The organism is Marinobacter sediminum, assembly GCF_016820575.1.
In the GTDB taxonomy this organism is placed as follows: domain Bacteria; phylum Pseudomonadota; class Gammaproteobacteria; order Pseudomonadales; family Oleiphilaceae; genus Marinobacter; species Marinobacter sediminum.
Genome location: NZ_JAEMQH010000002.1, coordinates 394,054 through 419,674, shown reverse-complemented (window position 1 = coordinate 419,674; position 25,621 = coordinate 394,054). Strand labels below are relative to the sequence as shown.

Genomic DNA, 25,621 nt, shown 5'->3' with positions numbered 1-25,621 from the left:
GGACACACGTCATTCGTTATCAATCGTTGGCGTCCCGCTGCCAGTCGGACAGCCGCCCGCGCAATCGCAGTGCGGCCTGGCTGTGAATCTGACTGACCCTACTTTCGCTTACCCCAAGGACTGCGCCGATCTCTTTCAGGTTCAGCTCTTCCTGGTAATACAGGCTCAGAACCAGCTTCTCGCGCTCCGGTAACTCCTCAATGGCATGCGCCAGGTTGCGTCGAAAAGAGTCGGAAGCCAAGCCATCCAGAGGATTATCACTGGTCTCTGCTTCTTCTATCGGCAGCTCACCGGATTCATTGAGCTCATCAAGGCTAAAAAGTCGTCCGCTGTTAGCGTCCGATAGCGAGGCGTGATATTCCGACAGCTCCATTCCCAGCTCTTCAGCGACCTCAAGGTCCTGAGCTTCTCGGCCTTCGCGGTCTTCCACGGCCTTGATCGCTTGAGAGATGCGGCGGGCGTTGCGGTGAACGGACCGAGGCACCCAGTCGCCCTTGCGGATTTCATCCACCATGGCGCCGCGGATGCGGATACCGGCATAGGTTTCGAAGGTAGCGCCTTTTGCGGAACTGTAGCGCTGGGCAGCCTCAAGCAGGCCAATCATGCCGGCCTGCATAAGGTCTTCCAACTGCACCGAGGCCGGTAGTCGGGCCATCAGGTGCAGCGCTATTTTCTTGACCAGCGGGGCCTGCTCTTCAATGAGACGGGCTTGACCCGAGGCGCCGGCCTGCTGGTAGATTCCCAGGTTATTCGTCAATGTCATGCATCCGGTGTTGTTTTGACTGGATCAGATTCAGACTTCGACGAGCCGCTCCACAAAAAACTCGAGATGTCCCCGAGGAGAGGAAGGTAACGGCCAGTTGTCCACTTTGTCCGCCAGGGCCTTGATTGCCAGTGAGGCCTTGGCGCGGGGGTAGGCGTCCAGCACGGCGCGCTGGCGCTGAACCGATTTCTTGACGGCCTCGTCGTAAGGCACCATGCCCACATACTGCAGCGCAACATCAAGGAAACGTTCGGTGACCCGGGTCAGTTTATCGAACAGATGACGTCCTTCCTGTTCGTTGCGTACCTGGTTGGCCAGGATGCGAAAACGGTTGGTGCCGTACTCCCGGTTCATCAGTTTGATGAGAGCGTAGGCATCCGTAATAGAGGTAGGTTCGTCGACCACCACGAACAGCAGTTCCTGGGACGCGCGGAGGAAGCTGACCACTGACTCGGAAATACCGGCGGCAGTATCAACAATCAATACGTCAATCTGATCACTCAGCTCACTGAAGGCGTTGATCAGGCCAGCGTGCTCCATGGGGCTCAGGTGGGTCATACGCTGGGTGCCGGATGAGGCCGGAACGATTTTAATGCCACCGGGGCCGTTCACCAGCACGTCCTTCAGGTCACATTCGCCTGAGAGCACATCCGAGATATTGCGATTGGAGGTAATACCGAGCAGCACGTCGATGTTGGCCAAACCCAGGTCGGCATCCAGGATCACCACGCGACGGCCTTTCTGTGCGAGGGCGATACCGAGGTTGACCGACACGTTACTCTTGCCGACCCCACCCTTTCCACCAGATACCGCAATCACCTGTACCGGATTTGCTCTGCTCATGTTGAATCTTGTCTCTCGCCAGTTTCGTCGAAGGCTCGTCTTACTAAACAGCGCCCGCTTTGCACGCCGGATACTCCATCATCCGATACAGGTGTCACAATACTCAAGCCCCTTCAGCCACCGATTGCTCTTGCTGAATGCTTTTTAACCGCTCCACACCTAATCGAACCAGCGGAACGGCCTCTGCATGATGCAGGTCTTCGGGGATTTTTTGACCATCCGTGTAATAGGCCACCGGCAACCCGGTTTCCATGACAAACCCCAGAGACTCGCCCAGGGTAAGGGCTTCGTCAATCTTGGTCATCACGCAGCCCGCAAGGTTTGCCATCTTATAGCAATGCCAAACGGATTTCATGATGCGCGGCTGACTGGTGGCGGACACCACCAGATGAGTGCGAATGTTGTGATGACTTTGCGCCAACTCCGATAACTGCTCTTCATAGCCTTTGTCTGAACTGGTCAGGCCCGCGGTATCGATCAGCACCATGTGGCGGTCGGACAATTCATCGAGGATAGAATCCAGCGAGTGGCTTTCGTCAACGACCCGCACCGGTACGTTGAGGATGCGCCCGAACACGAACAGCTGCTCGTGGGCGGCCACCCGGTAACGATCGGTGGTCACCAGCGCCAGCGAATCCGCGCCGTGACGAAGCACGTAGCGCGCTGCCAGCTTACCGATGGTGGTGGTCTTGCCGGAGCCGGTGGGACCAACCAGAGCGTAGACGCCGCCTTCGTCCAGCCATTCCTCACGGGCCGTGCGCACTCCGGTGGCAAGCATCTTCAGGGACTGCTTCCAGCCCTCATCGAGCCGGCCGCTTTTATGCCGGCGTGACAGAGACGCCGCCAGATCGCTGCTCACCCCGAACTCCTGCAAACGCTCCGCCAATCGCTGCTGCACGGCGTTGCTGGCAGGTTTGGCCGGCTCAGCCGCCCGACCATGCATCAAATCCCGCAAGGAGCTGATTTCCGCTCGCATCTGGGCCAATTCATCTGAATAGCCGGAAGTGCCGCCGGTTGACCGGGCAATCGGCTCTTCGGCATCGGCCATGGCCGCGTCGCTGAGCTCGGCGAACGAGGCGCCGGCATAGCCGGCACCCGCCTGCGCCCGCTTCTCGCGGACGTCACGAATGCGATCCCGGGACCGGCCCAGTTCGTCTTCCAGGCGACGGTGCTGGTCGGCCTGCATTTCCGCCAGCCGCGATCCGTTGGTGGCGGTTTCAGCCTGCTCGCCCAGGCGCTGGCGCGCCATATTCTCGTCGTAGTCCAGCGCCGTCACGATTTCGACGCCGCCATCGACACGGCGATTGGAAAGAATCACGGCATCCGGGCCCATCTGTTCACTGACCTGCTTCAGCGCCTCTGACATGCTCTGAGCAAAAAACCGTTTTACTTTCATGCTGCCTCATCCTCCACCGGCACCGCCGCCTGGGCGTTGTCCGTACTGGGGTCCGTGTGCTTATTGGCCAACGGACGCCACGATAGTGATCTGTTTGTTATCCGGAATTTCCTGGTACGAGAGCACGTGCAAACGCTCGACTCCGTAACTCGCAAACCGCGCCAGCACCGGCCGAAGCGGCCCTGAGACCAGCAGGATGGCGGGCTTCCCAAGCATTTCCTGGCGCTGCACACTTTCCTGAAGGGAGCGCTGCAGTTTTTCCACCATGTTCGGCTCGAGAACCAACCCAATGTCATCCTGACCGCCGGATTGTTGACTCTGTTGAACAGACTTCAGCAATAACTGTTCCAGATCTGGATCCAGGGTGATAACCGGTATCTCGGCCTCGTTGCCGCAGATGCTTTGAACGATCATCCGGCGCAAGGATTGGCGGGCTGCTGTAGTCAGCAATTTCGGGTCCTGACTCTTCGGATGCACGTTAACCACGGCCTCGGCAATGGAGCGCATATCCCGGATTGGCACCTCTTCTTTCAGCAGGTTCTGCAGCACTTTCAGCAATAGACTAATGGACACGGTAGTCGGCACCAGTTCCTCAGCCAGCTTTGGTGAAACCTTCTCCAGCTGGTCCAGCCACTTTTGAACTTCCTCGTGACCCAGCAGTTCATGGGCGTGTTTCTGCAGCACCTGATTAAGATGGGTTGCTACGACAGTGCTGGCATCCACCACGGTATAACCCAGAGTCTGGGCCTGGTCCTTCTTGTCCGGCTCAATCCAGCTGGCATCCAGGCCAAAGGCGGGATCCTTGCCCTCAATGCCTTCAATCTTGCCGAACACCTGACCCGGGTCGATAGCCAGCTCCCGCTCCGGGTGGATTTCAGCCTCGGCAATGGTGACGCCCATCAGGGTGATGCGATAGACGTTGGGCATCAGGTCCAGGTTGTCGCGAATGTGAACCGACGGCATCAGGAAGCCCAGATCCTGGGACAGCTTCTTGCGCACGCCCTTGATCCGGCTCAACAGCTGACCACCCTGGGATTTGTCGACCAGGGGGATCAGCCGGTAGCCGACCTCCAGACCCACGATGTCGACGGTGGCCACGTCGTCCCAACCCAGTTCCTTGGTCTCACTCGGCGCTGGCAACTCACGGCCATGATCGCCATCACCGCCCGGGGGCAGTTCGCCACCGGCCGGCCGGGGCATACCACCGGAACCACCACGCACAGGGAAGGCTCCGTCTTCCTCGACGGTTTGGCGATCGTGTTTCCAGATATACCAGGCCGCGCCGGCGGCAAGACTGCCGAGACCCAGGAAAGCCACATGGGGCATACCCGGAATCAGGCCCAGGATAATCAGGATCCCGGCAGCAATGGCCAGGGCCTTGGGGGCACTGAACATCTGGCTCAGGATTTGCCCACCCATGTCCTGGCTGGACGTTACCCGGGTCACCATGATGGCGGCGGAGGTAGAGAGCAGCAGCGACGGGATCTGGGCGACCAGGCCATCACCAATGGTTAGCAGAGCGTAACGCTGCATAGCCAGCCCAAAGGTCAAGTCGTGTTGCAGCATACCGATGGCAACACCGCCGATGATGTTAATGGCCAGGATCAACAGACCGGCAACGGCATCGCCTTTAACGAATTTGGAGGCACCGTCCATGGAACCGTAGAAGTCGGCTTCCTGAGCGATTTCAGAGCGGCGGTGCTTGGCCTCATCCTGATTGATCAGGCCGGCGTTCAGGTCAGCATCGATCGCCATCTGCTTGCCAGGCATGGCGTCCAGGGTAAAGCGGGCGCTGACTTCCGAGACCCGGCCGGCACCTTTGGTCACCACCAGGAAGTTGATGATCATCAGGATGGCAAACACCACCAGACCGACCGCGTAGTTGCCGCCGATCAGCACTTCACCAAAGGACTCGATGACCTTACCGGCAGCGTCGCCACCCTCATGCCCTTCTAACAGTACGATCCGGGTTGAGGCCACGTTCAGGGCCAGCCGCAACAGTGTTGCCACCAGCAGTACGGTCGGGAACGACGCAAACTCCATCGGACGCATGGCGTAGACACACACCAGCAGGATGACAATGGACAGAGTGATATTGAAGGTAAAGAAGACGTCCAACAGGAAGGCCGGCATGGGCAGGATCATCATGCCCAGCAGCCCCATCAGCATGACCGGGACACCCAGGTTTCCCCGCGTCAGGGATTTGACGTTATGAAGGACTAAAGCTCTGTCCATGCCGGATACTTCTCCGATTAGCTGTGCGTGACCGCGTGCTCAGGGTCGAAAACCTGACGCAAAGGCGTCGTTTCAGACTGGTGTCGCAAGATCCGTACCACTCCTTACTCAATTTCCATGGGCTTTCGGAGAGTGTCGCCTGACGTACCCGTCCAGATGCGGTATCCTTGCGCCATTTGAACGCGCTGCAAAATCCATTTAAGACGAACCAGACTCACAGGTGACCCATGCCAATTCACGAGGTTAAACATCCCCTGATCCAGCACAAACTCGGCCTTATGCGCCGGTCGGACATCAGCACCAAGAATTTCCGTGAGCTGGCTCAAGAAGTTGGCGCCCTGCTGACTTACGAAGCGACAAAAGATTTCAACCTGCAGGAAAAGACCATCGAAGGCTGGGCCGGACCGGTCAACGTTGAGCAGATCCACGGCAAGAAGATCACCATTGTTCCTATCCTGCGTGCTGGCCTCGGCATGCTGGACGGCGTTCTGAGCCTGATCCCGGTAGCTCGGGTAAGTGTTGTCGGCCAGATCCGTAACGAAGAAACCCTGGAAGCCAGCACCTACCTGGAGAAGCTGGTGGGCGAACTGGACCAGCGCATGGCCCTGATCGTGGACCCGATGCTCGCCACCGGTGGCTCAATGATTTCGACCATCGACCTGCTGAAGAAAGCCGGCAGCACCGAAATCCGTGCCCTGATCCTGGTTGCGGCACCTGAGGGTGTTGAGAAGGTACTGGAAGCGCACCCGGACGTATCCATCTACACCGCATCTGTCGATGAGCGCCTGAACGAAAAAGGCTACATCCTGCCTGGTCTGGGCGATGCCGGTGACAAGATCTTCGGCACCAAGCAGAAGGACGTCTAAGCATGCAGGAACACGCTAACGAACCAGTTTGGAAGCAGGCACTAGCCGGTTCCCAGATGCTGCTGGTGGCCTTCGGCGCCCTGGTGCTGATGCCACTGATCACAGGGCTGGACCCGAACGTCGCCCTGTTCACCGCCGGCATGGGCACCATCGTGTTTCACATTGTCACTGGCGGCCAGATCCCGATCTTCCTGGCGTCGTCCTTTGCCTTCATTGCCCCGGTTATTGCCTCCAAGGGCCGCTTCGGCATGGAAGAGACCCTGGGCGGTTTGATGGCAGCCGGCGTGCTCTACATTTTCCTGAGTGGCCTGGTTCGCCTGCGCGGCACCGGGTTTGTACGCGCTTTGCTGCCGCCCGTGGTCATTGGCCCAGTAATCATGACCATCGGCCTTGGCCTGGCGCCGGTTGCGGTACACATGGCCTCCGGCCGGACCGGCGACGGTTCTACCCAGCTGATCCCTTACGATACCGCTATCTGGATCGCGATGATTTCCCTGGCCGTGACCATCATCATGTCGGTGTGGGCGAAGGGCATCTTCCGCCTGATCCCGATCATGTTTGGTGTCATCACCGGCTACGTGCTGTCCGCTTTTGCTGGCATCGTCGACACCACCCCCATCCAGGAAGCTCCCTGGCTGGCGGTACCAAACTTCGTCGCGCCTGAGTTCAGCTGGGGCGCTATCCTGTTCATGATTCCGGTGGCCATCGCCCCGGCCATTGAACACATCGGCGACGTTCTGGCCATCGGCAACGTCACCCGCAAGAACTTCCTGGAAAAGCCCGGCCTGCATCGCACGCTTCTGGGCGACGGCCTGGCCACCAGCGCCGCCGCAGCACTGGGTGGACCACCCAACACCACCTACTCGGAAGTGACCGGTGCAGTCATGCTCACCAAGAACTTCAACCCGCGGGTTATGTGGTGGGCCGCCGTGGTTGCCATCGTGCTGGCGTTCGTTGGCAAGTTTGGCGCAGCCCTGCAAACCATTCCGGTTCCGGTCATGGGCGGCATCCTGTGCCTGCTGTTCGGCTCCATCGCGGTGGTCGGTCTGAACACCCTGATTCGCCACCAGGTGGATCTATCCCAGTCCCGTAACCTGGTCATCGTGGGTGTAACCCTGGTATTCGGTATTGGCGGCATGGTACTGGGCCACCTCGAAGGCATTGCCCTTTGTGCGGTCGCAGCCATTGTCCTGAACCTGATCCTGCCCGGCAGCCGCGAGGCCTGGGGCAAGGCGGTGTATGAGCAGAAAACCGACTGACAGCTCCGGCATCAGTTTCACTGCCCTCTATACCGGTGCCGTCTGGCACCGGTATGGTCTCTCCGACAACATCCTCGCCACTGAACAGGGCCGCTGGCTCTACCACCTGATGACCCCGTTCGAATCCGCCAGCAAGGCGATCATCGGTGGCAATATCCGGACCTTCCTGCTGCAACGCCATTTGATCATGGACCACCTGATTGATCAGGCGATTCACGACACCGGCACAACCCAGGTTCTGGAAATAGCCTGCGGCATGTCCCCCAGAGGACTCCGCCTGCGGCAACAACACCCCCTGGTACATATGGTTGAAGCCGATCTTCCCGACATGGCCGGTCGCAAGGCGATGCGACTTCTGGCGGCGGGCCGCCTGGCAAAGGTAATGGCCCAGCGCCCCGGCTCGCTCTACCTCACCGAAAGCTACTACCGCCCCAGGCAACCCTTGCTGAACGGCACTCTCAAGGCCCTCGGCGCTCTGCTCGGCACTGCGACCCGCAGTCAGGTATCGTTCCACTTTCAAACTGATGACGAGGCCCAGCGCCATTTCCTGGCGTGTGGCTTCGACTCAGCCACCGTCCACGATCCGCGGGCCTGGTACGGCACACTGCCGATACCCGAGAGCCGTGGAGAGCCTATGGTTCGGGTTATTGCCTGTAGCAGTTAGGTAGCCTCTAGCAACGCTCCCAGCCTGGAAGGCTTGGCGTCTGTGGCCGGACGGTAAGGCTTTCCAAAACCCGCTCAAGCACATCCCTGTGGCGCTTGAGCTCCGCCATCCATGGCTCCGCACAGTTTTGGAAAGCCTTACCGCCCAGCCACTTGCTGGCTTCAGAGAAATACCATGCTTAAACGAATTTCGGGAAATTACGCGGAGTTTGTCGGAAGAAAGCTGGAATATCGAGGAACTACAAGGTGTTTGTGGGTGGCCCTCCCAAAAATGTTGGAGGCCAAGGATGGCCGGAAACAAGCGCACATGGACGTGCTTGTAGCGGTTTTTGGGAGGGCCACCCACAAACACCCATCACCAAAACTCGAAGGCTAGGCGCTCAAGAGTCAGACATCGCGCCGCAAGTCCGAAGGAATCGGGAAATCAGGCATTCCGGGCTTATCCCCACGCCCCTTGCGGAACTGTCGGAGCTGGAACACGTAAGCCAGTACCTGGGCGATGGCCATGTAGAGACCGTCCGGGATCTCGTCGCCGATGTCGGCGTTATGGTAGGTCGCCCGGGTAAGCGGAGGCGTACGCAGCACTTCCACTTTGTGCTCGCGGGCAATCTCCATGATCTTGAAGGCCACCTCGTCGGCACCCTTGGCCACCACTATCGGCGCCGCCATGGATTTCTGATCGTACTTCAGCGCCACCGCATAGTGAGTCGGGTTGGTGATCACCACGTCGGCGGTCGGTACATCCTGCATCATGCGGCGCTGGGCCATCTCGCGCTGGAGCTGCCGGATCTTGCCTTTGACTTCCGGCTTGCCCTCGGTGTCCTTGTACTCGTCCTTCACCTCCTGCTTGGTCATTCGCAGTTTTTTCTGGTGGTCGTAGATCTGGAACGGTACGTCGATCAGCGCAATGATGATGGTGGCGCAGGACAACAGGAAGAAACTCCAGCCCAGAGTCCACAGAACGTGCTCCATGGCCGGAACAGCCGGCTCCTCGGCGATGCTGAGCAGGTCCTCGGTTCTGAGGTTAAGGATGAGAACGGCCACCGACATCACCAAACCGACTTTGGCGATGGCCTTTACCAACTCGATCAAAGAACGGGCGGAGAACATGCGGCCCAGACCCTTGATGGGGTTCATCCGATTCAGCTTGGGCGCAATCGCCTTACCGCTGAACAGCAGGCCGCCAATGCCAATGGAACCGAAGATGGCGGCAATCAGCAAGACCACAAGAATTGGTGATAAAGCCCAGGCGGCCTCCTTCGCGGAGGCAATGAGCTGAACGCTCATGTGACGGGTATCGAAGATCGCCGAGCGCTCGAGCACAAAACTGTCGCGCATGATGGCTTCCAGGCTGGCACCCAGGCTGGAGCCGAACATCAGCAGGCCGCCGGCGCCCGCCATCAGCACAGCCATGGTGGCCAACTCACGGGAACGGGCCGTCTGGCCCTCCTCCTTGGCCTTTTCAAGCCTTCGGGGCGTGGCCTCTTCCGTTTTTTCCTGACTGTTGTCGTTCTCTTCGGCCATGGTTCAGCGTCTTCGGAAGCTAAAGGAGAGCAGGCCTTTACGGCCGCCCCTGCAACTGCCTCATGAATTCAAAGGTCTCCCGCGTGTACTGATCGAAGTGCGGCAGAAAGTTGGCGTGCAGTACCCAGATGGAAAATAATCCAAAAATCAGGCCAATCGGGAAACCCAGGGCGAAGATGTTCATCTGGGGCGCGGCGCGGGTCATCACGCCGAAGGAGATACTGACGATGAGTACGGCGGTAACCGCTGGCAATGCCAGCAGCATGGCGGAGGCGAACATCCAGCTGATGCGGTGAGCCAGATCCCACACTCCGCCCTGCCCCAAGCCTTCCAGGCCAATCGGCAAGGTCCGGAAGCTCTCGATGAAAACCTCGAACACGGCCAGGTGACCGTTCATGGCCAGGAACAAAAGCGTAATGGTGATGGTGTAAATCTGCGACAGCACCGGGACATTGACGCCGTTGGCCGGATCCACCATGGACGCAAAACCAAGGCCCATCTGCATGGCGATCATCTGGCCGGCAACGACAAATAACTGCCACAGGGCCGTTAAGGCGAAACCCAGGCCGACACCGATCAGGATCTGCTGTAGCGTAATCACCACGGCATCGGCGCTGAGCGCTTCAACCTGGGGGACCGGCGGAATCAGCGGAACAATCAGGATGGTCATCAGCAGCGCCAGGCCCAGACGAACCCGGGCCGGTACCAGCTGGGTGCCGAAAATGGGAATCACCATCAGGAAACTGGCCAGCCGGAATAGCGGCCACAGGTGCTGGCCTACCCACTGCCCCAGCAGATCCGCACTGAATTCCGCTGGTATCATCCGTCAGCCAATCAGGTAGGGAATGCTGGAGATCAGCCGGTTGGCGTGGTCCAGCAACTTAGTCAGCATCCAGGGCCCGGCCACGATGATGACAATAAGGGTTACTAACAAACGCGGCAGGAAACTCAGCGTCTGTTCGTTGATCTGGGTTGCGGCCTGGAAGGTACTCACCACCAGACCAATGAGCAACCCCGGCACGATAATGACCGACGCCAGCAGCACGATCATCCACAGTGCCTCACGAAGAATATCGATAACGGTTTCCGGAGTCATGGCGCCCCCTATATTCCGTAACTGGCGGCCAGCGTGCCCATGATCAGGGCCCAGCCATCCACCAGCACAAACAGCATGATCTTGAACGGCAGCGAAATGATGATCGGTGACAGCATCATCATACCCATCGCCATCAGGACACTGGCGACCACCATGTCGATGATCAGGAACGGGATAAACAGGATAAACCCGATCTGGAACGCGGTCTTCAGCTCACTGGTGACGAAGGCCGGCATCAATACCCAGAACGACACGTCGTCGGGGGTCTGATACTGCTCATCGGCCATCCGCATGAACAGCGCCAGATCGCTTTCCCGGGTCTGCTCGAGCATGAATTTCTTAAACGGGACGCTGGCCAGTTCCACCGCCTCCAGGGAGGTTACCTCCTCCTGCAGGTAGGGTTGCAAGCCTACGCGATTGGCCTCTTCCAATACCGGCTTCATGATAAAGATACTCAGGAACAGCGCCAGCCCGAGCAGAATCTGGTTGGACGGCGTTGCCTGTAGGCCAAGGGCCTGGCGCAGGATGGCGAACACCACGATGATCCGGGTGAAAGAGGTCATCATCATCAGCATCGCCGGCAGGAAGGTCAGCGCCGTCATCAGCGCCAGTATCTGCAGCGTTACCGAGTATTCCTGAACGCCCTCACCTTCACCAGGTTCAACCGTAAAGGCCGGAATGCCGGGAATACCGCCGGACTCCTGGGCCATGGACAAAGGCGCCCAGATAACGCCGAGCAACAGCACCAGTACCGGAACAAACCGTTTGAGAAGCAAAGCAGGCATGGGGTCAGTCTTTCCTTGCGGGCGAAGTCCAGGATTTACCAATCATGCCCTGGAGCCGGCGAGCGAACTCACCGGAAGGCGGATTGCTGGCATCAACCACCGGCTCATCAAACACATGGAGTGTCCGGATGGCAGACGGCGTGATGCCCAACAGGATCTGCTGGCCACCCACTTCAATCAGGGCCAAGCGTTCGCGGGCGCCGAGGGCCATGACCGACACCACCTTGATGGCGTTGTTGTTCATCCCGGTCATGCCATTCATCCGTCGGATAATCCAGGCGCAGCCGTAGATGAGCGCGATCACCGCGATCAAACCCAGGCCCAGGCTGACCATGGTGCCCATGGTATCCGGAGCGCGGGTCGGCATTTCCTGGGCCGCTTTTCCGGCCTCTTCTGCCCACAGTGGACTCGCCAGCGTGAACGCAGTCAGACCGACCAGCTTCGACCACATGTTATTTCTGCAACCGCTTGATGCGCTCGCCCGGACTGATGACGTCAGTCAGGCGAATACCGAATTTTTCGTTCACCATGACCACCTCACCGTGGGCAATCAGGGTACCGTTCACCAGCACGTCCAGCGGTTCGCCCGCCAGCCGGTCCAGCTCAATCACCGAGCCCTGGTTGAGTTGCAGCAGGTTGCGGATCGGAATCTGGGTGTTGCCGACTTCCATGGAGATGGTGACCGGAATGTCCAGAATCACGTCCATGTCCGGGGCCGGTCCGTTGCCCTGGGACGGCTGCTGACTCACGTGATCAAACTCCTCCATCGGCGCGGCCTGCACATCGTCGTCCTTTCCGGTTTCGCCAGCTTCGGCCATGGCCGCCGCCCACTCGTCCTCGCCAGAATCAGCCTCGTCACCGGACTCTTCCATGGCCGCTTCCCACTCGGCGGCCAGCTTTTCGTCTTCGCTGAGCTGCTGCTCGTCTTTGCTGTCGTCAGCCATTGCGTCCCACCTTCAGTTGTTTCTTGACCTTGGGCAGCGATGCCCTCTCTTGAATTCGAAGGGCCAGCTTGCCGTCCCTCGTGCCCATGGTGGCCTTGTAAATCGGAATACCGTTCGCGGTCACCGTCAGATGGTCGGGGATCTCCACCGGGATAATGTCGCCCGCCTTCATCTTGGCAATGTCCCGCAGTGAAATCCGGCGCCGGCACACGGTGGTGTTCACCGGCACGTTTACCTCCTGGATATCTTCCTGCAAGGCATTGACCCAACGTTCGTCCACGTCGTCGATGTCGCTTTGCACACCGGCATCCAGCACATCACGGATGGGTTCGATCATGGAATATGGCAGCGCAAAATGCAGCTCACCACCGCCACCGTCCAGCTCGATGTGGAAGGTGCTGACCACCACCACTTCGCTGGGGCTGACGATGTTGGCCATGGCCGGATTCACTTCTGAACTGAGGTACTCGAAATCGACTTTAAGGACCGCCTGCCAGGCCTCTTTCATGTCGGTGAAGACCTGATCCAGTACCATCTGCACAATTCGGGTTTCGGTCGGGGTAAATTCCCGGCCTTCGATCTTGGCGTGCCGGCCTTCACCGCCAAAGAAGTTGTCGACCAGCTTGAACACCAGCTTGGCGTCCAGTACGAACAGTCCGGCGCCACGCAGCGGACGAACCTTGACCAGGTTGAGACTGGTGGGCACGTACAGAGTATGAATGTACTCACCAAACTTCATGATCTGCACGCCACCGGTTGAGACATCGGCGTTGCGGCGCATGAGATTGAACAGGCTGATCCGGGTATACCGGGCGAAACGCTCGTTGATCATCTCCAGGGTCGGCATCCGGCCACGGACGATGCGATCCTGGCTGGCAAGGTCGTAGGACTTTACGCCGGTATCATCGGTCTCTTCATAGGTATCAATATCCCCATCGTCCACACCATGGAGAAGGGCATCGATTTCATCCTGTGACAACAAGTCCTGCATACGTAGTCCTGCCCCTGAAATGCCTTACCCGCTTGGGGTCCTATTGCACCACAAAATTTCTGAACAATACCCGCTTGATGGCAGGCTCGCCTTCCTGTTCCAGCACCTGGTTAACCGTTGTCGACATCCGCTCGGCCAGGCCCTGACGCCCTTCCGGCGTCTGTAAATCCTCAAACTTACTGCTGCCCAGAACCGTCACCAGCTGGCTCCGGATCAACGGCATGTGCAATTCCGCTGCGGCCAGGGCTTGCGGGTCCTTTGCCTCCAGGGCCAGGTACACCTGGGCATACCGCTGGCGGCCCCCGCCGGCCTGCACGGTGGTCACCACTGCCTTTTTAAGTTCAACATAAATGCTGGGCACGAAGGTCTCTTCCACTGTCTCTTCGGTGGCCTCGCCCTCATCGCTGGCCATACCTGGCAGACTGCCGCCGAGGAACCAGAGCGTGCCCACGATGGACAGCGCAATAGCCAGGACAACAATGATCACCAGCATGATGATCATTTTCAGTTTGCCTTTCTGAGCCGGTTCCGCTGCAGGTTCGTTATTTTCAGCCATAGTTTTCGCTTTGCCAGAAATCCGTCAGACGGAGGATTTTTCCGCGACTTTTATGAATCCGATGCAAAGGGTGGGCCAGAAAACCCACTCCTCCCGCTAAGAACAGCAGTTTAGCGTTGCGCGGGAGGATGGGCAAAACAGATTGGAGAGAATTCTTAAAAGAAGGAACCACTTACAGAGCAGGACGGAAAGCGACCCCTTCGCCATCAGGCGAAGACGTCGACTTCGCCTTTCCAACTCAGGTCCAGACTACCGGTTTGAAGATCAGCCTCATCGGCGTCGGCCAACACGGAATCACCCGAGTTGCCACTCGTGCCACTGCCCTTCTCCTCACCCGAGGACTGTTCACCACTGCGCTGCTGCGGCGAATCGGAGACGTCGAACCGGGCCAGGTTCAGACCCTGCTCACCCAGCATGTCGCGGAGTCGATGGGATTGCTGTTCGAGTTGCTCCCGGACAATAGGGTTGGCTGAGTGCACGGTGATGTTGGCCTGCTCGTTCTGCACCCGAACTCTCACTTCCATCGGCCCCAGGTCCGCCGGCGTCAGGTGGATTTCCGCCACTGACATATTTCTGGCGGTCAACCAGCTGAGCTTACCCACCAGCTTGTCACCCCAGTCGGCTTGGCCAACGGGCGTGTCGATGGAGGTGGCGTAGCTTCTCAATGGCACGGCAGCCTCCGCCGGAACCTTGGCCGCAGCAGCATTCGCAACCTGCTGGCCAGCTACTTCCAGACTGGACTGGAAACGGCCAGAGGCAATCAGACTGGCAGGGTCAGCAGGCCGGCTGGTTTCGGAGCCAACGGTAGCAGCCAGCGCCTCTGTCAGCTGCAACCCGGCGGTCAGTCCAGGGGAACTCTGTCCCGCCTGACCGATCTGTCCCGGTTTGCCTCCCGAACCGGCGTTCATGGCACCGGCGACCGGCATCAGGGCGGGCAGCGACTCCATGGTGCCACTCACCCCTGCGGTCTTGCCGGCGGAGCCCGATGCCGGGGTCAGCAGCGCCTGGAGCTCGGCAAACGTTGGAGGGACCACAGTCTCTTCCAGACCTTCAAGGGCCTCACCCGCCGCCTTACCGGACTCTTCACTGACCTCAACTTTACCGGTGGAGCCAGAAGCAGATTCGTCCGGAGCGCGATTATCGGCGCTGGCTTTGTCAGCATTGTCTGTTGGCTTGCGATCGGCCGCCGCCTGCTGCTCAGCCGGCTTCGCAGATCGATCATTGTCGGCCTTGCGGGCATCGTTTGCAGCCCGCTCCGATCGCCGATCAGATTCCTGCCGGTCCAGGCGCTTTTGTTCCGCGCGGGATACCGATTCGTAGCGGCTTTCGCCATCCGGCTCCCTCGCGGAACCGGACTTCGCGGGGTTAACGTCAGTTTTCATCCCGGGTGCGGGAGTCTGGGGAAGAACCATCTGGGGCATGGCAACCTCTTGCCGCTTTCATCTTTCGGACACCCAAACCTTGCCGGCTTAGCGCTCGCTTGGGGGCTGTTTCCTTGAGATCTGCAAAAGCGATGCCAAACAAACAATCGCTTCTCAGCGAACCATGAACTCCTGGAGCAGTTCGGTCACAATGCGAAATTCCGCCTCAATGGCCTCGATGATGGCGGGCACGCCAGCCAACTGCTGCTCTTTGCCGGCGCTTTCAGCTGCCCGGCACAACTCGCCCAAGTGCGGAGCGCCAATGTTAATGCAGCTGCCTTTGAAGCTGTGGGCCACGTGCGCCAAAGCCTCGGCATCCTGCTCACTGACCGCCAGTTTCAAGCTGGCGATTCGCTCACGGGAATCGTTCAAGAACGTGCGCATCAGCACGTCAAATTCATCTTCCATGACATCCTGAAGCTCAGCCAGTGCCTCGTCGTCAAGGTGCGGTTTTTCAGCCATACCTACCCCCTGTTCGTAAACCGGTTACTGCCGGTGCGATGACGCCGGATTCGATGAACTTCCGGCGACCTCCCAATCAAAAATGATTTCAACCTGATTTCCTTGCTGGTGAAACGTGACGGATTCAGCCAGCCGTTTCAATAACAAAAGACCGCGACCAGCGTAGCGGCCGGCCCTTCCAGGTCTCTGATCTTCGTTGAGGATGGGATGATTGTGGAAATCGAAGCCCGAACCACTGTCCTCACAGACAATGCGCAGCCGGCCGCCCGATGAAGTCATGGAGTGACTGAGACTGAACCGGATAAAATGGCCCTCAACCCGGCTCAACCGGCGACGACGCTCTTCGTAGTATTGGTCAAAACCCTCGGCCGACTGTTTCCAATGCGATGACAGCTCCAACACACCGTGCTCCAGTGCATTGCTGTAGAGCTCCGCCAGCAAAGTGTAGATCTCGCCGCTCTTGCGCCTCAAACCCGGCACTTCCATGCAGATGTGCAGCAGCAACGGCAAGGGGCTGAAATCCCCCAGGGTGCGTTCGCGGATTTCGTACTCGCAATGCCACTCCATCGGCCCGGGCAGTGGCGACGGCTCGGTGCGATCCTGGATGATAGAGATGCCAACCTCGTCGACCATCTCGACACTGCACATGGTCAGATCGTCAGTGTCGGCGGCGCTCGCGGAAAACTGCTTCACAGCCTCCAGCACAGCATCAAATGGATGCTGACTCACCGTCCGTGATTCCAGCGCCCAACGAATGCCCGAGTCCCCAAACAACCGGCCCTCGGTGTTTCGGGACTCCAGAAAGCCATCGGTCAGCATTAATAAGCGGTCGCCTGGCTCAGTGGGCAAAGTATCCATGCTGTCGTCAAAACGGTCTGATGACAGAATGCCGAGCGGCAAATGCCGGGAGGGCACAAGCTCAAGGTCGCCGTTGGCCCGCACCAGCCAACCATCAGGCAGACCACCATTCCAGACCTGCAATTGGTTGTGCTTGAAATCGGCCTCGATCATGCCACCGCAGCAGAACATGCCCGGCGGCAGGATCTGTTTGAGCTTTTGATTAAACTCCCGAAGCACATCTGCGCCCTTGAATCCCTTGGTCACCATGCCATAGAAAATCTCTGCCAAGGGCATGGCACCGACGGCCGCCGGCAGGCCATGACCGGTAAAGTCACCGATAAAGACCAGCATGCCCCCGGCCGGAAACGGTGCCGCAAACAAGACATCGCCGTTGAACAGGGCCAGGGGTGAGGCGTGGTGACGAATATTGAAGGCGTCCAGGCAACCGGTGTGGGCCACGTTATCGAAGACCCTTTTCGCGACCTCCTGCTCCTGCAACAACTGCTCGTTGCGCTCCCGGATCAGATCCCGCTGACGGGACAGGGCCCGGTGCATCAACCGCATGCGATTGAAAGCATTGATCTTGGCCTCAAGAATGACCCGGTTGTAGGGCTTGCTCAGAAAATCATCACCACCGGCATCCAGGCACTTGGCGAGATCCTCTGCCTCAGACAGCGACGTCAGGAAAATCAGCGGAACCATCCGTTCGCCTGCCAAAATCTTGATTTGCCGGGCCGCCTCCATGCCGTCCATGACTGGCATCAGGGCATCCAGCAACACGATATCGGGATCACAATCCTGGAACAGCTGGACCGCTTCCTGGCCATTCTTCGCCTCGAGAACGCGATGCCCCAACCGGCGCACCAGCGCTGCCAAAATCAGGCGGTCGGTGTCGCTGTCATCGGCAATCAGGATGGTGAGCGGTTTGGGTTCCGCAATGGATTCTTCCACGATGGACTCCGGGCAGTGCGCATGAATCAGCGGATGGCGAACAACTGCTCGAAATTGGAGATGGACAGGATCCGACGGACGTCGTTATTGCAGTTTTCGATGGAAATGCTTGCGCTATCACCGCCGGCGTAATCCCGAAGCAGGAGCAACATACCAAGCGCGGAACTGTCCAGATAGGTGGTATCCGACAAGTCAACGATGTAGTAGCGAATGCTTTCATCACCGTGCTCGTAGGCGTCACGGAAGGCCTGATGGGTGCTAAAGTCGAACCGACCCACAATACTGATGATCAGAGTCTGGCTGTTTTCACCACGACGTGTCTGAATCGGCATTCCCGAACCTCCGAAGATATTCTTTGTCGCATGGACCACCCGCTACCGGGCGAACCTCATTGGGATAAGGATAGCCCAACACGATTAAATTGCACTGGTCAGAACCCGGCACTGTGCCGCCTCTATCGACGCCGACGAACAAAGGCCCGGCCGGCCGCTTCATCGGCCAGTTTCTGCTCATTCAGGTCCTGTTCTCGCTGCTCCTGCTGGCGACAGGTTTCAATGTACTTCTCCATTCCCCGCTTGCGCTCGTAGGCTTGCTGCCATTCGGCACGCCGGGCGTCGAAGACTTTCTCAGCCTGGCCGAGCTGTTTCTGCTGCTGGGCAATGACCTGATCGAGCTGGGCGATAAAAGCCTGCCAGGACTGCAGCCGGCGCACGTCAACGACACCCTGCTGGCTGTTACGAATCTGATCCCGATATTCCTGCTGATACTGGTTCAGGTTATTGACCTGCTCCCGCTGCTGCTCTACCAGCTTTCGGGCCTCACCCATGCGTTCGAGCGCCTCCTGCTCCTTGCGCTCCTCCAGGGTTAACACGACTTCCAGGCGGCGTGAGCGAAGCATCAGCCTCTAGCCCCAGAGCCGCCGGGCGGGGCATTCACCGCCGCCGACTTGATGCGATCGGGTGACCGGCGCTCCGGCACCACCGCCAGCAACTGTTCAATGCTGTCTTTCAGCTGAGCACTCTCATTTAGCCCTTGCTGAAGGAACTGGCGCATATTGGCGATGTGGGCGATGGCAAAATCCGTTTCCGGATCCGATCCCTTCACGTAGGCCCCCACACTGATCAGATCCCGGGCCTGCTGATAGCGGGAATAAACCTGCTTGAACCGTTGGGCACGGGCAAAGTGTTCGGTTTCGGTAACCTGAGGCATAACTCGACTGATAGAGGCCTCGACATCAATGGCTGGATAATGGCCTTCTTCCGCAAGGCGACGCGACAACACAATGTGGCCATCCAGGATCGCCCGGGCGGCATCGGCAATGGGGTCCTGCTGGTCATCCCCCTCAGTCAGCACGGTGTAGAAGGCAGTGATTGAACCACCACCGGGCCGGCCATTACCGGTTCGCTCAACCAGCTGGGGTAATTTTGCGAAGACCGAGGGCGGATAGCCCTTGGTTGCAGGCGGCTCGCCGACTGCCAGGGCGATTTCACGCTGGGCCTGGGCGTAACGGGTGAGTGAATCCATCAACAGCAACACCCGCTTGCCCTGATCCCGGTAATACTCAGCGATTCGTGTGGTCAACATGGCCGCACGCAAGCGCATGAGCGGGGAATCGTCGGCGGGCGATGCTACCACCACGGATCGGGAAAGACCTTCGTCACCCAGGATGTCCTCGATGAACTCCTTGACCTCCCGGCCCCGCTCGCCGATCAGGCCAACCACGGTAATATCGGCGTCGGTGAACCGGGTCATCATGCCCAGCAGCATACTTTTACCAACACCACTACCGGCAAACAGGCCCAGGCGCTGGCCCTGTCCGACGGTCAGCAAGGAGTTGATGGCACGAATACCAACATCCATGGATTGCCGCACCGGCGCACGATTCAGGGGGTTAATGATATCGCCGGTGAGCGCCACCCGGGCTTCAGCCTGCAGCGGCCCTTTGCCATCCAGCGGCTCCCCACTGCCGTCCACCACACGCCCAAGCATCTGCGGCCCGACCGGAACACGACTGGCGGCCGACACTGGCACCACCCGGGCACCTGGCTTGAGGCCGTCAATGGCAGTGAGTGGCATCAGGTAAACCCGGTCGTCCTCGAAGCCCACCACTTCCGCTTCAATCGTGCCGGCACCCTGGCTCTCAATCACACACCGATCGCCGACCACCATGGGGCAACCAACACATTCCAGGGTCAGTCCCACCATGCGGGTCAGCCGGCCGGACAACTCTGGAGTTGGTTCGTCACCCAGAAAATCCTGAAACTTATTCAGACGATCAGCCAGACGTGAGGTCATCGCCTTCGTCCTTGTCGTCGCCTGATTCATCCTGCGGCTCGTCTTGCGGAGACAGGTCTTGCGGTTCGGGGGTGCTCAGCACATCCCGCTGGAAATCGGTCAGATCGCCCATCAGGGCATCCAGCTCTTCCACGTCGCCAGCCTCGCTCTCGTCGGCCTGCTGGGCCAGCATGCTCTGAACAGCGCGCTGGAAACGCTTTTCAACGGTGAAATCCACCAGGCTGTGGCGGGTCTGGACGGTGCAGCCACCAGGCAGGATGGTGTCGTCGGCAATGATCGAGGCGGACGAATCCAGCCGAGCGGTCACTTCGCGCACAAAGGTTTCGTCGTCGGGATGGATATGAATGCGCAGGTTTTCCGCGGTTGATGGCAAGGCCGCCAGGGCCTGCCGGACAACATTCTTAATCTGGGACGAATCCAGGGACAGCTCCCGGAACACCACCGCCCGTGCCAGGGCTGTGGTGAGATTCACCAGCGCTGTTTCCACCTCGTCTTCGTGACGGCGGATTGGCAGCAGCAATTCGCCCATCAGGTGCTCAAGGCGGTCGAGCTTGGTGTCGATGTCCTTGCGAGTCTCTTCGTAGCCCTGCTTTTCGCCCTGCTCCCGCCCTTCGGCAACGCCAGTCTGTAGGCCTTCCTCGTGGCCCTCAGCCCTACCTTCGGCCAGTCCGGCCTGGTAGCCCGCTTCCCGGCCCTCGTTGTAGCCATCCTCGCGCGCCGCCTTGCGGATCTCCCCCAGGTCGGCGGCGGTCAAAGGTTTGACGTCCCGTTCCTCTTCCCGGGCAATTTCATTACCACGGGCATCCAGCAGGGGCAGCTCCCAGCGCTCATACGCTGTCAGCTGCTCCTTGGGAATGCGGTTGAGATCCTTGGAGGAATCTTTCATCACATCATTTCTTCGCCGGCACCGCCGAGTGAGATTTCACCCGCTTCGGCCATACGGCGGGCCACGGTGATAATGTCTTTCTGTGCGCCCTCAACCTCGCTGACCTTAACCGGGCCCTTGGCCTCCAGGTCATCCTGCAGCAGCTCGGCAGCACGCTTGGACATGTTCTTGAAGATCTTTTCCTGGACCGCATCGTCGGCGCCTTTAAGAGCCACCACCAGCACTTCCGAAGAGACTTCCCGCAGCAGCGCCTGGATGCCGCGATCGTCGATATCCTTGAGGTTGTCGAAGACAAACATCAAGTCTTCGATGGTCGAGGCCAGATCCGGGTCCATATCCTTGATGGAATCCATCAGGTTGCCTTCGATACTGCGATCCATGAAGTTCATGATGTCGGCCGCACGCTTGATACCACCAATCCGGCTGGTCTGCGCGGCCGAGCCACCGGAGAACTGTTTCTCCAGAATGTCATTCAACTCCTGCAAGGCTTGGGGCTGGATACTCTCCAGAGAGGCTACGCGCATCATCACATCGAGCCGGACCTTTTCGTCCAGGGTGGCAAGTATTTCAGCCGCCTGATCCGGGTCCAGATAGGAGATAACGATGGCCTGAATCTGGGGGTGTTCGTAACGGATAATGTCACCCACGGCACGGGGTTCCATCCACTTGAGGGTGTCCAGACCGGTGGTGTTGCCTCCGATCAGGATGCGGTCGATCAGGCTGGCCGCTTTGTCGTCGCCCAGGGCCTGGGTCAGCATGGCGCGGATATAGTCGTCGTTGCCCACGCCGAGACCGGTCTGACCGCCGACGGCGTCGACGAACTGGTTCAGCACAAAGGTGACGTCGTCTTTACTGACGTCCTTCATCTGGGCCATGGCCACACCAACACGCTGAACCTCTTTCGGGCCCATGTGCTTCAACACCTGCGCGGCATCAGCCTCACCCAGCGACATCAGCAGGATGGCGGCCTGTTCAACCCGAGATATTTTCCGCTGCGGCTTCTGGGGTGCGCCGGCACCTGGCTGGTTATCTTGATCAGTCATCAACGTTCACCCACTGGCGCATGACCTGGGCAACCCGGGCTGGGTCTTCTGCTATCAGGCCTTTCAGAGAATTCAGCTGCCTATCATAGCTGTCAGTGGCGCCGGGCAAAAGCAGATCGTCCTGGCCCGACATAGCCTGGCGCAATTCCTGGCCGCCTTCGATGCTGTCCAGGTCGCCGTAGCCACGATCGCCATCGGAGCCACTGCGCTCACGCTGACCGCTGCCAGACAGGCTCTTCAGGGTCGGACGCAGCAAACCCAACACCAGGACCAGGATCACCAGACCGGCCAGCACCTGCTTCATCAAGTCCCAGAACCAGGGCTGCTCCCAGAATCCCGGGGCCTCAAATTCAATGGATTCTTCCTGCGCAAAGGCTGTGTTCATCACCGTAACACTGTCACCACGAGCCGCAGAATAGCCAACCGCATCCCGCACCAGCATGCTCAAGCGTTGCAGCTCCTGCTCAGGCCAGGGCTGGAAACTGACTTCACCGGTTTGCGGATCCACCACTTTCATGTCGTCCACGGCCAGAGCTACGGTCACCCGCTTGATACGACCCAGCTCCTGGCGGACATAGCTGACGGTACGGTCCATTTCATAATTGCGCGTTGCTTCGCGTCGGACATCCATGGGCTTTGCGGGCGCAGCCTCTTCGCCGTCGCCGGCAGCAGCCTGCTCAGGCACAGTGGCATCGGCCGGCGGCTGATTGGACAGAGCACCCGGAATACCCAGCGGCCCTGCACCGGAAACCCTCTGCTCGGTCATTTCCCGTTCGCTGCGGACGGCCTGCTGTTCCGGGTTGAACAACTCTTCCGCCTGCTCCACCGAGGAGAAATCCAGGTCAGCTGAAACTTCGGCCCGATACCGGCCTTCACCCACTATGGGTGAAATCAATGATGTCACTCGCCGGCTCAGTCGTTCTTCAACCTTTGAGGTGTACTCGTACTGATCCTGCATGCGGTCGGTTTCGCCGCCACTTTCCTGGCCCGTGAGCAGGCTGCCATTCTGGTCCACGACCGTAACGTTGCCTTTCTTCATCATCGGGATGCTGCCGGCGACCAGGTTCACCACCGCGTTGATCTGCTCCTGCTCAGGACGACGACCGGCAAATACCTCCAGAAATACCGAAGCGGATGGCTCGCGGGCATCCCGGACAAACACCGAACGCTCAGGAATGGCCAGGTGCACCCGGGCACTGCGAACGCCGCGCATGGCACTGATGGTGCGGGCCAGTTCGCCCTCCAGGCCGCGCCGATAGCTGATTGTTTCCATGAACTGCGAGGTACCCAGACCACGGTCCTGATCCAGCAGCTCGTAGCCCATGGTTTGTTGATCCGTGACACCCTCGGCGGCCAGCTTCAGGCGTGCACTGTAGACCTGATCGGATGGAACCAGTAGCGCACCGCTTCTGGGATCCATCTTGTAGTCGATACCGTTGCTTTCGAGGATGGTGGTGACGTCCTGGGGGTTATACGAGGACAGGTCACCCACGACCGGCTGGTAATTCGGCTCCTGAGCCCACAACACAACGGCAACGCCCAGCGCCACACTGGCCGCCAGGCCGACCATCAGACCGATCTGACGCAGAAGATTCAGGCGATTGAAGCCCAGGAACATATCGCTGCCGCTCTCAGGGCCATCGGATGCCTGGGATGCCGGAACATTGGAAGATGTGGTTTGTGCAGGAACGCTGGCCATTGCTCTGCTCCGTTATCAGATCGGCATGTTCATGATGTCTTCGTAAGCGCGGACCACTCGGTTACGAACTTGGGTCAGGGCTTCAAAGGAGACAGAGGATTTCTGGGCCGCAATCATCACCTTGGTAATGTCCACATTGGGATCGCCCATGTCATAGGCAGTCCGGAGTTCACTGGTGGTCTGCTGCAGGTCATTCACATTATTCACCGCCTTGCCCAGCATGTCGCTGAAGCTGGATGTTTCCTGTGTTTCCTGAACCTGGCGCGGGCCGTCAATTCGACCTCGCACCGACTGATCCTGCTGAATTTGCTGATTCTGCATCATCTGGGAACGCAGTGAGCGAATGTCTGACAGGACGCTATTGATGTCGGCACGCTGGACCATAACTCTCTCCCAATTCCGCCGCTAGCCATGGCGGAGTGACTCATGGAATTCTATTAATTCATCAAAAGCAATCGGCGGGCCAACTAAACTTTAACGATATATATCATAAAGTTAATGAGGAATTCAGGGAACGGAGTTAAGCGTGCGACGGAGTTTTGACAGCGTTGAAGCGCTTACCGGAAGCGACCTTAAGAGCCATAAAAAAGGGCACTCATGTGAGTGCCCAATGAAGGAGTCTTTAACAGAGGTCAGGCCGTAGCCAGTTCGGTATCCAGATCAATACCGGCATCGCGCATTTGAGCAAGCTTGTAACGAAGGGTCCGTGGACTGATGCCGAGCTGCTCCGCTGCGCGATTTCGACGCCCACGCTCCTGCTTGAGTGTCTGGATGATGATACGGAACTCCTGTTGACGCAGATCACTGCCCAAGGAGCTGGCCGCCGAGGGTTCATCAGCACCGAATGCTGGTGGTTCATCGTCCGCCGGCTGACGACGCAGGTAGCCCTCCGGTGCGCCGGGCTGCTCCACATCGCCCTCAGGTGCTGGCCTTGCCGCAACCGGTGCAGGCGACACGGGCCGACCAGTGATGCCGAGTTCCAAGCACAGGTCACCGGTATGAATGACATTGCCCTGCTGCAGAACCAGCGCCCGCTGAATCGCGTTATCCAGCTCCCGCACATTGCCGGGCCAGGGATGACTCATCAACGCGTTTTTGGCATCGGCAGCGAAAGTAATGCCAGTCAGCTTCATCTTGCTGCAGTGCTTTTTCAGCAGCGATGTGGCCAGCGGCATGATGTCCAGCGGACGTTCGCGCAGGGGCTGCCAGTGCATCGGGAACACCGTTAGCCGGTAGTAAAGATCTTCCCGGAATTTGCCTTCGCGAACGTAATCGCCGAGATCGCGGTTGGTGGTCGCAACCACCCGGACATCCAGGGCAATCGTCTTACGACCGCCGACGCGCTCTACCTCTCGTTCCTGCAGCACCCGCAGCAACTTGGACTGCAGCCCCAGATCCATTTCCGAGATTTCATCCAGCAAAATCGTACCGCCATTGGCCTGCTCGAATTTACCCGGCGAGGCTGCCACCGCGCCGGTGAACGCGCCTTTCTCGTGGCCGAACAGGATCGCTTCCAGCATGTTCTCGGGAATGGCCGCACAATTGATGGCAACAAACGGCTGTTCAGCCCGGGGAGATTGCTGATGAATAAAGCGGGCCAGCACTTCTTTACCAGTGCCACTTTCACCTGAAATCATCACCGTCGAATCACTGCCGGCCACCTTGGTCGCCAGCTGGAACATGCGTTTGCTGATCGGGTCCTCGGCCACAGGCGCATCCGAGGACTTTTGACGAACGCCGCCGACAATTTTGCTCACCGCCTGCACCAGCACCTGGGGCTCAAACGGCTTGACCAGATAATCGATGGCACCAGCCTGCATGGCGGAGACCGCGTGACTGATCTGGCCGTAGGCGGTAATCAGCATCATCGGCAGGCCCGGGTACAACCGCTGCACTTCGGCCAGGAGTTCGTGGCCAGACAAACCCGGCATGTTGACGTCGCTGACCACCATGTCCACTGGCGCTTCTGCCAGACGGGCCAGCGCCTCTTGGGCATTGGCTGCCTCGCGCACCCGGAACTTGGACAGCTCCAATGTGGTTACCAATGCCTCGCGCAGGTCGTGGTCATCCTCAACGATCAGAATCTGGGCTTTGGCCATGGTT

General features: G+C 59.0%; 26 protein-coding genes. 3 read left to right on the top strand and 23 right to left on the bottom strand.

The genetic code is table 11. From position 1 onward, the window contains the following. Positions 1-19: 19 nt before the first annotated feature. The 4 genes from FGO67_RS08770 to flhA all read right to left on the bottom strand — a co-directional run bounded on the left by FGO67_RS08770 (position 20) and on the right by flhA (position 5,237). A complete protein-coding gene (locus tag FGO67_RS08770; protein ID WP_203300352.1) occupies positions 20-763 on the bottom strand; it encodes an RNA polymerase sigma factor FliA in 744 nt (247 codons plus the stop codon). A gap of 30 nt (positions 764-793) precedes the next feature. After that, entirely contained in the window at positions 794-1,606 is an 813-nt protein-coding gene (locus FGO67_RS08765) for a MinD/ParA family protein (protein WP_203300351.1), read from the bottom strand. 103 nt (positions 1,607-1,709) lie between these two features. Continuing rightward, on the bottom strand, positions 1,710-3,002 hold the full coding sequence (gene flhF / locus FGO67_RS08760) for a flagellar biosynthesis GTPase FlhF (protein ID WP_203300350.1): 1,293 nt from the start codon (positions 3,000-3,002) through the stop codon (positions 1,710-1,712). A gap of 60 nt (positions 3,003-3,062) precedes the next feature. Continuing rightward, positions 3,063-5,237, bottom strand: a complete 2,175-nt coding sequence (flhA, locus tag FGO67_RS08755) for a flagellar biosynthesis protein FlhA (protein WP_203300349.1) — start codon at positions 5,235-5,237, stop codon at positions 3,063-3,065. Between the two features lie 227 nt (positions 5,238-5,464). On the opposite strand from flhA, the gene upp reads away from it, so the two are divergent. From upp to FGO67_RS08740, 3 genes are read left to right on the top strand one after another with little or no spacing between them, the layout of a single operon-like run. After that, entirely contained in the window at positions 5,465-6,103 is a 639-nt protein-coding gene (gene upp / locus FGO67_RS08750) for a uracil phosphoribosyltransferase (RefSeq protein WP_203300348.1), read from the top strand. Between the two features lie 2 nt (positions 6,104-6,105). Further along, positions 6,106-7,362, top strand: a complete 1,257-nt coding sequence (locus FGO67_RS08745; RefSeq protein WP_203300347.1) for a uracil-xanthine permease family protein — start codon at positions 6,106-6,108, stop codon at positions 7,360-7,362. Next, positions 7,343-8,026 carry a class I SAM-dependent methyltransferase gene (locus tag FGO67_RS08740; protein WP_203300346.1) on the top strand — a complete coding sequence of 228 codons (684 nt, stop codon included), beginning with the start codon at positions 7,343-7,345 and terminating at the stop codon, positions 8,024-8,026. Before FGO67_RS08745 ends, FGO67_RS08740 begins: the two co-directional genes overlap by 20 nt. A gap of 386 nt (positions 8,027-8,412) precedes the next feature. Here the strand turns inward: FGO67_RS08740 and flhB are convergent, their stop codons facing one another. From flhB to FGO67_RS08645, 19 genes are all read right to left on the bottom strand, one after another. Beyond that, a complete protein-coding gene (flhB, locus tag FGO67_RS08735; RefSeq protein WP_203300345.1) occupies positions 8,413-9,549 on the bottom strand; it encodes a flagellar biosynthesis protein FlhB in 1,137 nt (378 codons plus the stop codon). Between the two features lie 37 nt (positions 9,550-9,586). Then, the gene (fliR, locus tag FGO67_RS08730) at positions 9,587-10,372 is read right to left on the bottom strand and encodes a flagellar biosynthetic protein FliR (RefSeq protein WP_041341357.1); all 786 of its coding nucleotides are present in this window, start codon (positions 10,370-10,372) and stop codon (positions 9,587-9,589) included. A 3-nt stretch (positions 10,373-10,375) separates the two neighbouring features. Continuing rightward, the gene (fliQ, locus tag FGO67_RS08725) at positions 10,376-10,645 is read right to left on the bottom strand and encodes a flagellar biosynthesis protein FliQ (RefSeq protein WP_041341354.1); all 270 of its coding nucleotides are present in this window, start codon (positions 10,643-10,645) and stop codon (positions 10,376-10,378) included. Positions 10,646-10,653: 8 nt separating this feature from the next. After that, entirely contained in the window at positions 10,654-11,430 is a 777-nt protein-coding gene (gene fliP / locus FGO67_RS08720) for a flagellar type III secretion system pore protein FliP (protein ID WP_203300344.1), read from the bottom strand. 4 nt (positions 11,431-11,434) lie between these two features. Next, entirely contained in the window at positions 11,435-11,881 is a 447-nt protein-coding gene (fliO, locus tag FGO67_RS08715; RefSeq protein WP_203300343.1) for a flagellar biosynthetic protein FliO, read from the bottom strand. A gap of 1 nt (position 11,882) precedes the next feature. Beyond that, the gene (gene fliN / locus FGO67_RS08710) at positions 11,883-12,374 is read right to left on the bottom strand and encodes a flagellar motor switch protein FliN (protein WP_203300342.1); all 492 of its coding nucleotides are present in this window, start codon (positions 12,372-12,374) and stop codon (positions 11,883-11,885) included. Then, entirely contained in the window at positions 12,367-13,365 is a 999-nt protein-coding gene (gene fliM, locus FGO67_RS08705) for a flagellar motor switch protein FliM (protein WP_203300341.1), read from the bottom strand. Before fliM ends, fliN begins: the two co-directional genes overlap by 8 nt. Positions 13,366-13,405: 40 nt before the next feature. Beyond that, on the bottom strand, positions 13,406-13,921 hold the full coding sequence (locus FGO67_RS08700; RefSeq protein WP_203300340.1) for a flagellar basal body-associated FliL family protein: 516 nt from the start codon (positions 13,919-13,921) through the stop codon (positions 13,406-13,408). Between the two features lie 206 nt (positions 13,922-14,127). Further along, positions 14,128-15,342, bottom strand: coding sequence for a flagellar hook-length control protein FliK (locus FGO67_RS08695; RefSeq protein WP_203300339.1), 1,215 nt, complete (start codon positions 15,340-15,342; stop codon positions 14,128-14,130). A gap of 114 nt (positions 15,343-15,456) precedes the next feature. Next, the gene (locus FGO67_RS08690) at positions 15,457-15,804 is read right to left on the bottom strand and encodes an Hpt domain-containing protein (protein WP_203300338.1); all 348 of its coding nucleotides are present in this window, start codon (positions 15,802-15,804) and stop codon (positions 15,457-15,459) included. 24 nt (positions 15,805-15,828) lie between these two features. Then, a complete protein-coding gene (locus tag FGO67_RS08685; RefSeq protein ID WP_203300337.1) occupies positions 15,829-17,595 on the bottom strand; it encodes a PP2C family protein-serine/threonine phosphatase in 1,767 nt (588 codons plus the stop codon). Between the two features lie 26 nt (positions 17,596-17,621). After that, positions 17,622-17,927, bottom strand: coding sequence for an STAS domain-containing protein (locus FGO67_RS08680; RefSeq protein ID WP_203300336.1), 306 nt, complete (start codon positions 17,925-17,927; stop codon positions 17,622-17,624). 122 nt (positions 17,928-18,049) lie between these two features. Next, positions 18,050-18,493 (bottom strand): flagellar export protein FliJ, encoded by a 444-nt coding sequence (gene fliJ, locus FGO67_RS08675; protein WP_203300335.1) that lies wholly within the window; start codon positions 18,491-18,493, stop codon positions 18,050-18,052. Continuing rightward, a complete protein-coding gene (fliI, locus tag FGO67_RS08670) occupies positions 18,493-19,890 on the bottom strand; it encodes a flagellar protein export ATPase FliI (RefSeq protein ID WP_203300334.1) in 1,398 nt (465 codons plus the stop codon). The genes fliJ and fliI overlap by 1 nt, the downstream gene beginning before the upstream one ends. Continuing rightward, positions 19,871-20,776, bottom strand: coding sequence for a flagellar assembly protein FliH (locus FGO67_RS08665; protein ID WP_203300333.1), 906 nt, complete (start codon positions 20,774-20,776; stop codon positions 19,871-19,873). The genes fliI and FGO67_RS08665 overlap by 20 nt, the downstream gene beginning before the upstream one ends. Continuing rightward, positions 20,776-21,819, bottom strand: coding sequence for a flagellar motor switch protein FliG (gene fliG / locus FGO67_RS08660; RefSeq protein WP_203300332.1), 1,044 nt, complete (start codon positions 21,817-21,819; stop codon positions 20,776-20,778). Before fliG ends, FGO67_RS08665 begins: the two co-directional genes overlap by 1 nt. Then, the gene (gene fliF / locus FGO67_RS08655; RefSeq protein ID WP_203300331.1) at positions 21,812-23,518 is read right to left on the bottom strand and encodes a flagellar basal-body MS-ring/collar protein FliF; all 1,707 of its coding nucleotides are present in this window, start codon (positions 23,516-23,518) and stop codon (positions 21,812-21,814) included. Before fliF ends, fliG begins: the two co-directional genes overlap by 8 nt. Positions 23,519-23,533: 15 nt before the next feature. Further along, positions 23,534-23,902: a flagellar hook-basal body complex protein FliE gene (gene fliE / locus FGO67_RS08650; RefSeq protein ID WP_203300330.1), complete on the bottom strand. Its 369-nt coding sequence runs from the start codon at positions 23,900-23,902 to the stop codon at positions 23,534-23,536. 248 nt (positions 23,903-24,150) lie between these two features. Further along, positions 24,151-25,617, bottom strand: coding sequence for a sigma-54-dependent transcriptional regulator (locus tag FGO67_RS08645; protein ID WP_203300329.1), 1,467 nt, complete (start codon positions 25,615-25,617; stop codon positions 24,151-24,153). Positions 25,618-25,621: the final 4 nt, after the last annotated feature.